General features: G+C 37.8%; 8 protein-coding genes. 7 read left to right on the top strand and 1 reads right to left on the bottom strand.

Annotation, left to right across the window (positions count from 1 at the left end; genetic code table 11):
• Nucleotides 1-3 precede the first annotated feature (3 nt).
• Nucleotides 4-1,674: a sigma-54 interaction domain-containing protein gene (locus ACQKMR_RS21110; RefSeq protein WP_427699076.1), complete on the bottom strand. Its 1,671-nt coding sequence runs from the start codon at nt 1,672-1,674 to the stop codon at nt 4-6.
• A 183-nt stretch (nt 1,675-1,857) separates the two neighbouring features.
• Between ACQKMR_RS21110 and ACQKMR_RS21115 the strand changes: the two genes are divergently transcribed.
• From ACQKMR_RS21115 to aroE, 7 genes are read left to right on the top strand one after another with little or no spacing between them, the layout of a single operon-like run.
• Nucleotides 1,858-2,841 carry a thiamine pyrophosphate-dependent dehydrogenase E1 component subunit alpha gene (locus ACQKMR_RS21115; RefSeq protein WP_427699077.1) on the top strand — a complete coding sequence of 328 codons (984 nt, stop codon included), beginning with the start codon at nt 1,858-1,860 and terminating at the stop codon, nt 2,839-2,841.
• A 19-nt stretch (nt 2,842-2,860) separates the two neighbouring features.
• Nucleotides 2,861-3,841, top strand: a complete 981-nt coding sequence (locus ACQKMR_RS21120; protein ID WP_427699078.1) for an alpha-ketoacid dehydrogenase subunit beta — start codon at nt 2,861-2,863, stop codon at nt 3,839-3,841.
• Between the two features lie 12 nt (nt 3,842-3,853).
• Nucleotides 3,854-5,188, top strand: coding sequence for a dihydrolipoamide acetyltransferase family protein (locus ACQKMR_RS21125; RefSeq protein WP_427699079.1), 1,335 nt, complete (start codon nt 3,854-3,856; stop codon nt 5,186-5,188).
• Between the two features lie 12 nt (nt 5,189-5,200).
• Complete coding sequence (gene lpdA / locus ACQKMR_RS21130; protein WP_427699080.1) at nt 5,201-6,583, top strand: dihydrolipoyl dehydrogenase; 1,383 nt, start codon at nt 5,201-5,203, stop codon at nt 6,581-6,583.
• Between the two features lie 15 nt (nt 6,584-6,598).
• Complete coding sequence (locus tag ACQKMR_RS21135; protein WP_427699081.1) at nt 6,599-7,351, top strand: SDR family NAD(P)-dependent oxidoreductase; 753 nt, start codon at nt 6,599-6,601, stop codon at nt 7,349-7,351.
• A gap of 28 nt (nt 7,352-7,379) precedes the next feature.
• A complete protein-coding gene (locus tag ACQKMR_RS21140; RefSeq protein WP_427699082.1) occupies nt 7,380-8,807 on the top strand; it encodes an aldehyde dehydrogenase family protein in 1,428 nt (475 codons plus the stop codon).
• A gap of 31 nt (nt 8,808-8,838) precedes the next feature.
• On the top strand, nt 8,839-9,672 hold the full coding sequence (gene aroE / locus ACQKMR_RS21145; protein WP_427699083.1) for a shikimate dehydrogenase: 834 nt from the start codon (nt 8,839-8,841) through the stop codon (nt 9,670-9,672).
• Nucleotides 9,673-9,814: the final 142 nt, after the last annotated feature.

The raw sequence follows: 9,814 nt of genomic DNA on the forward strand, positions 1-9,814 counted from the left end.
AAACTATTCGGTTTTATCAATCTTATATTTTTGCATTTTTCTTACTAGCGTTGATTGGTCAACTTTCAATGCGGTTGCCGCTTTTCGAATGCTTGGGAAACGATTGATGGCGTTTCTAATGATCTCTGTTTCATAGGCTTCTAAGCGATTCTTTAATGGCTCCTGATCTTGACTGTCCGAAGTCGACTCAAAAGGTGCAGGATCTACATTGAATTGTAAACCATCATTAAACTGTAATTCTTTTTGTAAATCATCAATAGTTATTTCGGGATTCATACTCATTAAGGCAATTCTCTCGATTAAATTTTGTAATTCACGTACATTTCCTGGCCAGTCATAATTTATGAAGGCATTTAAAGTATCGTTGGAGAATTTGCGGTTAATGCCATACTTATGGTTAATGGTATGTAAGAAATGATAAATTAGTGGAATAATGTCTGCTTTTCTTTCTTTCAAAGAAGGTATTTTAATAGGGATGACATTTAACCGATAATATAAATCTTCTCTAAATTGACCATTAGTTATCATTTTGGATAGATCACGATGTGTTGCCGCAATAATTCGAATATCAACAGGGATTGGTTTTGTTCCCCCTACACGTGTGATTTCATGTTCTTGTAAAACTCGTAATAATTTCACCTGTAATAGGAGTGGCATTTCACCGATCTCATCCAAAAAGATAGTTCCGTGATTACCTGCTTCAAATAACCCCGCTTTTCCTTTTTGGTTGGCACCTGTGAAAGAACCAGATTCATAGCCGAACAATTCCGATTCTAATAATGCTTCTGGTAGCGCCCCACAATTAATTTTGATTAGAGGATAATCTTTTCTAAAACTATGGCGATGGATTAATTCAACGACCTTCTCCTTACCTACCCCTGAGGCACCTTGAATAAGAACTCCGGAATCTATATGAGCGACTCTTAATGCTCGATCTAATACATCTTTCATGATATCTGAATGAGCAATAATGGAAAGTTTCGGATCATTTTGTTCTTTTAATAACTCTAATTCTTCGTGAATTTGCTGGTTTTGTTGTTCTAATTGCTGGATTTCAGATTCAAGCGCATTTAGATGGGTTAAGTCTCTTACATTGTTGACGACTTTCTCAATTTCACCTTTATGATTTCGAATCGGCGCCGCCGACACCAGAACGGTGGCTCCTGTACTGATTTTCTGGATAATGGTGGCCTCTTTATCATCTCTTAAAGCTTTTAAAGAAGCAGAAACATCGATGATTCCTTCATCTTCAAGTTCTTTTAAACTTCTACCAATACAATCTTTTGCGGATAAACCTGTAATTTGTTCATAAGAGGGATTTTGATGAATGATGATTCCGTCTTTATCGCTTATAACTATCCCATCAAAAGAGGAATTAATAACCTCATTTAATTCATTTCTTAAATCCTGTAAAGATTCTTTTTCTTTTTTTAATCTCACCAACTCATTCATGGGATTAATTAAAACAATAAGTTGTTTGTTGTTTATAAAAGTAGTAATTTCAGCTGGGTAATGAATCAAGCTGAAGGATTCAGCACCTTTCAAAGTTGACTCGATAATCGTATCGAAATAGTAGTTGTATTTTTTGGCTATTGAATTTGAAAATAATATTTCGCCTTGTTTATTTAATATAAGGACACCGATGATGTTGATTTTAGACAGAATGTTCTCCATAAACCTACCTCCTTGCATCGTTAGCAACTAAAACGATGACATATTGCATCGATTTAATCGATTATACATCATTTTATAATAGAAAAATAGAAATAATATGAAAAAGAAAGCGTTTTAAAGTTGGCACGTAACTTGCATTAATAATAGTGAGAGTACTTTCTTAAAAATCTAGGAGGTAAGTATATGTCTAAATTAATAGAGAAAACTTCTTTTTCACCAGTTAAGTTGAAAACGATGTTATACGACATGATGGTAATAAGAAGTTTTGAAGAAACAGTTGAAAAATTATTTCAACAAGGAAAGATCCATGGAACGATGCATTTATGTATTGGGCAAGAAGCGACAGCGGTGGGTGCATGTGTACCGTTGACAGACGAAGATAAAATCACAAGTACTCACCGTGGTCATGGCCACAGTATTGCAAAAGGAACAAAAGTCAAAGGAATGATGGCTGAATTACTTGGAAAAGAAACAGGCTATTGTAAAGGAAAGGGAGGTTCGATGCACATTGCTGACTTAGATGTAGGTAATTTAGGTGCGAATGGTATTGTTGCAGCGGGTCTACCTTTAGCGACAGGTGCAGCGTTAACCTCAAAAATGAAAGATTTAGGCTATGTGGTCGTGTGTTTCTTTGGAGACGGTTCGACAAATGAAGGAGCGTTCCATGAATCACTTAACCTAGCGTCAATATGGAACCTACCCGTTGTTTTTTTCTGTGAAAATAACTTATATGGTATGTCAGGATCGATTAAAGAAATGACGAATATTGAAAATATTGCAGACCGAGGCACAGCCTATGGAATCCCTAGCGAGACGATTGATGGAAACGATGTATTAGAAGTTGTGAAAGCAACAGAGAAAGCAGTTGAAAGAGCAAGAAAGGGCGAAGGTCCGACGTTAATTGAAGCCCACACTTATAGATGGAGAGGTCATTCACGAAGTGATGCAAGGAAATATAGAACAAGGGACGAAGAAAAAGAATGGAAGAAAACGAGAGATCCCATTGCTTTATTTAAAGAGCGATTAATCGAAGAAAACATGCTGACAGAAGAAGAATTTATCGAGTTGGATAAAAAAGTTCAAGCTGAAATGGATGAAGCGGTTGAATTTGCTGAGAGTAGTAAGGAGCCAGGTTTAGATACGTTAGTAACAGACATTTATGCATAATAGAAAGGTGATGAATAGTGTGAGAGAAATTACTTATTTAGAAGCGATTAGAGAATCAATGAGTCAAGAAATGCGCAAAGATAATGATGTTTTTATTATGGGAGAAGATATCGGGATTTATGGAGGAGCTTTCGGATTGACTAATGGTATGATCGAGGAATTTGGTCCGGAACGGGTAAGAAATACCCCTATTTCTGAGGCCGCCATTAGTGGATGTGCGGTTGGTGCAGCTATGACAGGAATGAGGCCTATTTTAGAACTTCAGTTTTCTGATTTCATTATGATAGCTACTGATAATATTGTTAACCAAGCTGCTAAAACGCGATATATGTTTGGGGGAAAAGCTAAAGTTCCTGTGGTTATTAGGCTCCCAGGTGGTTCTGGTGCGGGATTTGCTGCACAACATTCACAAAGTTTAGAAGCGTGGATGACACATGTTCCCGGCTTAAAGGTTGTTCAGCCTTCAAATGCTTATGATGCAAAAGGGCTAATGAAGGCAGCGATTAAAGATGATAATCCCGTTCTATTCTATGAGCATAAACTTCTTTACAATACCAAAGGAGACGTGCCAGAAGAAAACTATGAAATCCCATTAGGACAAGCGGATATCAAAAAGGAAGGTACGGATATCACAATCGTAGCGACAGCTATCATGGTCAATCGAGCACTTGAAGCAGCTGAAGAACTTGAAAAAGAGGGGATTAACGTGGAAGTGATTGACCCTCGTACTTTAGTGCCGTTAGACACAGAAACCATTTTAAACTCCGTTAAGAAAACAAGTCGAGTCTTGGTGGTATATGAAGCGGTAAAAAGAGGCGGATATGGTGCGGAAATTGCGAGTATGATTGCGGAAAGTGATGCATTTGATTTCTTGGATGCTCCAATTAGACGCTTAGGTGGTGTTGCTACGCCTATTCCATATAATCCAGAATTAGAAAAGGCAGCGGTTCCACAGGTAAATGACATTGTTCAAGAGTGCAGAAAATTAATGAATAAGTAAGGAGGTGTCATGATGGCATCAGAAGTAGTCATGCCTAAACTTGGCGCAACAATGGAAGAAGGAACAATTGTCTCTTGGTTAGTCCAAATTGGAGAAATGATTGAAGAAGGAGATCCCATTGCTGAGATTCAAACGGATAAAATAGTGATGGAGATTGAAGCAGAGACAACGGGTGTTTTGTTGAAAACATTATATGATGCTGGCTCAGTCGTAAAGGTACATGAAATCATTTCTTATATAGGTGAAGAAGGCGAGAGCGTAGAAGGATTAGAAAAACAGTCGCCACATGATTCTCATCAACCTGTAGAAGAGAAACATATGTCCCCTGAAAAAGAAACGATTAAAGAAGAGCAGTCCATCCATGAAAATAAAATCAGAAGAACGCCTGCAGCAAGAAAGCTTGCGATCGAACATCAAGTAAATTTAAAGGACATTGTGGGATCAGGTCAGCTTGGACGTATTCATAAAATGGACGTTGAAAGATTCATAGAGAAGCAGGCTAAGAAAATCACACCATTAGCGAAGAAAATCGCTATTGATCAGGGGATTAATTATACCGATATGACTGGATCAGGTTTACATGGAAAAATCCTCAAAGAAGATCTAGTTTCATCAAATGGGGCAAGTGAAAAGGTTGAGATTTCGAATACAAATCTGATCGATAAACGAGTGCCATTTAAAGGCATGCGTAAAGTCATAGCGGATAGAATTTCTGAAAGTGCCTATACATATCCACATGTAACCCTCTTATCAGAAATTGATATGAGTAATAGTGTATCTCTTCGTCAAGACTTATTGCCAGTTATTGAAAAATCGGAAGGTTTAAGAATATCTTTCAATGAAATCTTAATTAAAGCAACAGCATTTGCTTTAAAACAAAATCCAAGCATCAATATATCTTTAGAGGAAAAAGAGATTGTCTACCATTCACATATAAATATCGGCATGGCTGTGGCAGTTCCAGATGGTTTAGTCGTTCCCGTTCTTAGAGATGTTGATAAAAAAGGACTAGCCACTCTTACAAAAGAAGCTAAAAGTATTGGAAAACAAGCCCGGGAGGGACAACTTTCTCTTGATGATATGCAAGGTAGCACTTTTACAATCAGCAATTTAGGCATGTATGCCGTTGATGGATTCACACCGATTATTAATAGTCCCAATGCAGCTATTCTAGGGGTAGGGCGCATTCAGAAAAAGCCAGTCATCGTGAATGGGGAAATAGCCATTCGATCAATGATGAGCTTAAGCTTATCTTTTGACCACCGAATTATTGATGGCGCTCCTGCAGCAGCATTCTTGACTGATTTAAAAGATGTACTAGAAAATCCATTCAAATTAATGATATAAGGTGGTGTCAGAATGACTTCTTACGATGTAGTAATTGTTGGTGGTGGTCCAGGCGGATATGTTGCCGCAATTAGAGCTGCCAAAAAGGGTAAACGGACAGCACTTGTGGAAGCCGGTCATTTAGGTGGTACATGTTTGAATAGAGGCTGTATTCCTTCAAAAACTTTATTAAAACATGCACAAATTATAGAAGAAATTGAAAAAGCAAAAAACTGGGGAATTAAAACGGAAAATGTAAGCTTTTCATTGAAAGAAATGTTTGCGCGTAAAGATCAGGTGATTACAACCCTGAGAAGTGGAATCGAACATTTATTAAGTATGGGGAAAATCGATGTATACAACGGATATGGGACCATTCACGCTGAAAAAAAAGTAACGATTCAAACAGAAAATGAAACGAAACAAATTACTGGGGAAAAAATCATTATTGCAACAGGCAGCCATCCTTTCGTACCGCCAATTGATGGCCTTCATTCCGTTGATTTTCACACAACAGATACTATTTTTGATATTACAGAGATCCCTCAATCCATTGTGATCGTAGGTGGAGGTGTCATAGGGGTTGAGTTTGCTAATATATTTGCTAGTTTGAAAACGAAGGTCACGATTGTTGAACTCGGTGAAAGAATCATATCAACAGAAGATGAAGATGCTGCGAAAACTTTACACAAGAGTTTAAAGAAGAAAGGCATTAAGGTTTTAACGAAATATCAAGTGACATCGATTAAAGAAAGTACTAACCAAAAAACATTATCCATTGTCACACCACAAGGTAAAACAGAGACCTTAATAGCAGATGAAATACTTCTAGCGGTTGGCCGTAAACCTAATCTTTCAAGTGTTTCTGAACTGAATCTTACAATGAATGGTGAACATATCGCAGTAAATGATTATCTGGAAACGAGCAAAAAAGGTTATTTTGCTGTAGGAGATGTTATCGGAGGTCTGCAATTAGCGCATGTAGCGAGTGCTGAAGGAATAACGGCTGTTGAAAATTTAGATGAAGAAAAAGTAAAAATGAATGATAAAGTGATGCCTCGTTGTATTTATACAAACCCGCAAGTAGCTAGTGTTGGAATGAGTGAAGTTGAACTTAAAGAAAAAAATATCTCGTATAAGGTAAATAAATATTCCTTTTCAGGAAATGGAAAGGCTCTCGCAATGGGTGAAACAGAAGGATTTTCTAAAGTGATGATTGATGAGAAATATGGGGAAATAGTAGGCGTTGTTATGGTAGGCGCTCATGTCACTGAAATGATTAGCCAATCATCAGCTTTTATGTATTTAGAAGGAACAGTGGATGAACTTGCACAAATGGTACAACCGCATCCCTCTCTCTCAGAGGTATTAATGGAATCCGCAAATATACTAATTGGAAAAGGAATTCATTCTTAATGGGAAGGTGAGCATATGTTTGATTTAAAGGGTAAAAAAGCCATTATAACTGGTGGGGCTCAAGGCTTAGGATTTTCAATGGTAGAAGCTTTTCACAATGCGGGTGTAGAAATTGCAGTAATAGATATTTCTGATGAGCTATCTCTTATTTCTAGCAAATTAGAAGCCAATCAAGGTCAAATCCATGCTATTAAAGGGAATTTATTAGACTTGGAAAGTTTAAGAGAGTCGTTTAAAGAAGCCTTAGAGAAATTAGGCGGAACAGTTGATATTTTAATTAACAGTGCTGGATTAATTGAAAGAAAACCCGCTTTTGAGTTTTCGCTCGAAAGTTGGAATAGAATTCTGGGTCTGAATGTAACGGCCGTTTTTGAATTATCTAGATTAGCTGCATTAGAAATGAAGAAGCAGGGTTCAGGAAAAATCGTTAATATGGGATCCATTCTTTCTGTAATAGGTGGTTTTAATGCGGCTGCGTATTCTACTAGCAAGGGTGCCGTTTTACAATTAACAAAGTCCCTATCAAACGAGTGGGCTGAGTATGGGATTCAAGTGAATGCCATCGCACCTGGCTATATGTTAACTACGATGAATACGGATTTAATGAATGATCCAGTGAGAGGGGCACAAGTAGAAGCAAGAATTCCTGCTAAAAGATGGGGAACACCTGAGGATGTTGCTGGTGTAGCCTTATTTTTAGCGGCTCCTGCTTCTGATTATGTGACAGGCACATTAATTCCTGTAGACGGTGGGGTTTTAGGAAGGTAAGTGAAAAAGAGAAGGAGTGTGAGCTGGATTGAAAAAGAAACTATTTATCAATGGTGAATGGATCGAATCTGAACAATATGCAGATTTGGTTTCTCCTTATTCACAAGAGAAAATTGCCGAGATCCCTCAAGCATCAGAAAAAGAAGTGGATGCAGCTATCGATGCTGCTTATAATAATCGAGAAGTGATGGCAAAGTTAACAGCTTATGAAAAAGCTGACATACTAGAAAAATTAGTTGGCTTGTTGAAGGAAAATAGATTAAAGGCCGCTCAAATCATTTCCTTGGAATCTTCAAAACCATTAAAATTCTCTTTAGGAGAAGTAGACAGAACGATTGAAACGTATAAATTCGCAGCAGAAGAAGCCAAACGCATTCATGGTGAAATGATTCCTTTGGATGCTGCTAGAAATGGCGCAAACAGACTGGGATATACATTAAGGGTGCCTATCGGTGTCGTCGCTGCCATTACACCATTCAATTTTCCGATGAATTTAGTTGCTCATAAAGTGGGCCCTGCCATTGCAGCTGGTAATACGATTGTATTAAAGCCAGCTTCTCAAACGCCTTTGTCAGCTTATTTTCTTGCTGAGTTATTGGAAGAAGCGGGCATACCAAAGGGTTCCTTTAATGTGGTGAGTGGCAGTGGAAGTTTAGTTGGAGAGAGATTAGTAACGAGTGATAAGGTCAATATGGTTACTTTTACTGGTAGTCCAGAAGTGGGAATTGGTATCAGGACGAAGGCTGGTTTAAAGAAGGTGGCATTAGAACTGGGCTCTAATGCCGGTCTTATAATCGATGAGGGAGTGAATCTGGATGAAATAATTCCCAGATGCGTAATAGGAGCTTTCTCTAACCAAGGACAAATTTGTATCTCCCTTCAAAGGATTTATATTCATGAAAATTCATTTGAGGCATTCACGGAAAAATTCAAAGCGGCGACAGAGAAACTTGTATTGGGAGATCCGTTAGATGAAAACACAGATTTATCATCTCTCATTTCCAGAAAAGAACAGGAACGAGCAAAAACTTGGATTGATGAAGCGGTTAGTGATGGTGGACAGATCATTTCGGGTGGTCGGATTGAGAATAATGTTTTGTTACCGACTGCCATAGTTGGTGTAGCATCCGATTCAAAAGTATCCTGCCAAGAAGTGTTTGCGCCGATTGTCACGATTAATCCTATTAAAAATGTATCTGAAGGAATCGACTACATCAATGATTCAAGATTTGGACTACAGGCGGGAATTTTTACAAAGGATATCCATACGGCCATGCAGGCTTCTAAGCGACTTGAAGTAGGTGGGGTTATGATTAATGATATTCCAACATATCGAGTAGATCAAATGCCCTATGGGGGAGTGAAAGAAAGCGGTAATGCACGTGAAGGGTTAAAATATACGATTGAAGAAATGACGGAAATGAAATTGGTTGTTTGGAATCAAGAAGAATTTTAAGGAACGATTACTTTGATTGCGAGGGATATAAATGAAGGAATTATTTGGGGTAATAGGAAATCCGATAGCGCACTCTTTGTCACCCTTAATTCAAAATGAAGCTTATGCATTACATGAAATCAATGCGCATTTTCAAGCTTTTCACGTAGAGCATGAAGATTTAGAGACCGCTATTAAAGGCATGAAAGCGATTGGCATCAAAGGGTTTATGGTAACGGTACCCTTTAAAGCAAAAGTTATCCCTTTTCTCGATGAAGTTGACCCGATAGCCGAAAAAAAGAAGGCAGTCAATGTTGTACAACTCATAGACGGAAAATATGTTGGGTTCAACTTTGATGGAGAAGCCTGTCTTAAAGCTTTATTAGAAGACATGAACAGACCAAGCTTACAGAAGGAACATATACTTATTTTAGGCGCAGGCGGTGCTGCCCAATCCATTTTTTATACGCTATCTCAATTTGAAGATGTACATATAGATCTTGCTAATAGGACGCTTGAGAAAGCTGAAGCACTAAAAGAGTTAGGGGCAAATCATAGACATACAAGAGTTATCTCTCTTGAAGAAGCAGAAATTAACCAGGATCAGTACGATATCATTATTCAAACAACCTCTATTGGGATGTGGCCGGACGTAGATCAATCACCTATTAACATCACTCAATTAAAAAAAGGTGCATTTGTTTCGGATATCATTTATAACCCTCTAGAAACGCAAATATTAAAACAAGCTCGCAAAAATGGAGCGAATACACAGAACGGTATAAAAATGCTGGCCTCTCAAAATGCCCTTTCAATTGAAAAATGGACGGGTCAGAAAGTAAATTATCAAAAAATGATAGAGTCACTTACAGAAGCTTTACGATAAGCGTTCTCTAATCAATAATGGATAAATTAAAAGGCGAAGGACAGTCCTAATCTATCCCCTTTGTAAAGGACATTTAAAAAAAGAGGTTAGGCTGCCTCTAGAAGATGATCTCTGTATTGAACAGGGGTCATCTTTTTTAAAT

It is taken from the genome of Peribacillus sp. NPDC096540, assembly GCF_050278525.1.
GTDB lineage: Bacteria > Bacillota > Bacilli > Bacillales > DSM-1321 > Peribacillus.